Source organism: Escherichia sp. 94.0001 (assembly GCF_013369155.2).
GTDB classification, from domain to species: Bacteria; Pseudomonadota; Gammaproteobacteria; order Enterobacterales; family Enterobacteriaceae; genus Escherichia; species Escherichia coli_F.
The window spans coordinates 1-310 of the sequence record NZ_JABWMS020000278.1; the positions used below are offsets into that span (position 1 = coordinate 1).

General features: G+C 52.9%; 1 protein-coding gene and 1 pseudogene. Both read left to right on the forward strand.

Going from position 1 to position 310, the window contains the following annotated elements; all coding sequences use genetic code 11:
* A partial coding sequence (locus tag HEN33_RS25710; protein ID WP_024243636.1) for a TerB family tellurite resistance protein occupies positions 1-237 on the forward strand: 237 nt, incomplete at its 5' end.
* A pseudogene (locus HEN33_RS27255) lies at positions 234-310 on the forward strand (DUF3927 family protein); the annotation flags it as partial. The gene HEN33_RS25710 and the pseudogene HEN33_RS27255, both read left to right, overlap by 4 nt.

Genomic DNA, 310 nt, shown 5'->3' on the forward strand with positions numbered 1-310 from the left:
GAAATTAATGCGATTAGCGCAACCATTATCGGTCAGCTGGATACGAACTTTAAAACTGGTCGTCGTGCGGCGTTACGTGAGATCGAGGATGTGAAACACGATACGCGTGAAGCGGAAGATGTGCTGGATGTGGCGGTGGCCATTGCGGAGGCAGACGGCGAAATTGAGCCGGAAGAGCGCAAGGTGCTGGAAGAGATTGCCGGTGTTCTGGGTCTTCGTCTGGAGAATTACCTGTGACGGTAAAACTGCGCCTGACTGTGGCTGCACTCCTGCTGTTTCTGGTGGTGATGGTGGATTTCACCAGCAGAAT